This window comes from Streptomyces parvus, from assembly GCF_014648875.1.
Taxonomy (GTDB): domain Bacteria; phylum Actinomycetota; class Actinomycetes; order Streptomycetales; family Streptomycetaceae; genus Streptomyces; species Streptomyces parvus.
Window position 1 is genome coordinate 1 of record NZ_BMRY01000053.1, and the last position, 625, is coordinate 625.

Below are 625 nucleotides of genomic sequence, written 5' to 3' on the forward strand. Positions count from 1 at the left end.
CCAACCTCACCGCCTACGCCCACCAAGACGTCCCCTTCGAATACCTCGTCGAAATCCTCAACCCCACCCGCACCCTCAACCACCACCCCCTCTTCCAAATAATGCTCGCCCTCCAAAACGCACCCGACAGCACCTGGGACCTACCGGGGCTGAGCATAAGTACCGAGCTGGGAAGAACGGGCACGGCTAAATTCGATCTCTTTTTCAGCCTCGTCGAGAAACGCGGACCCCACGGCGAACCCGAAGGCATCACCGGCGCCATCGAATACTCCAGCGACCTCTACGACGAAACCACCGTCCACACCCTCTTCGAACGGCTCACCCGCATCCTCGAAACCGCCACCGACCACCCCGACCAACCCCTCAGCCACATCGACGCCCTCAGCCCCGAAGAACGCCACCGGACGATCACCGAACTCAACGCCACGGACCACCCGGTACCCGAGGAATCCGTCGCGGAGGTCTTCACCCGCCAGGTAACGAAAACACCCGACGCTCCCGCCCTGGTCACGGACGGCCAGACGCTCACCTACGCCGAACTCGACATCCGTACCAACCGGCTGGCCCACCGGTTCATCGCCGAGGGAATCCGGCCCGGGGACTGCGTCGCCGTCCTTCTGCAACG

At 63.5% G+C, this 625-nt stretch carries 1 protein-coding gene; it reads left to right on the forward strand.

The annotated features are described in order from the left end of the window. On the forward strand, nt 1-625 hold a 625-nt coding region (locus IE140_RS35760), incomplete at both ends, for a condensation domain-containing protein (protein ID WP_189461122.1).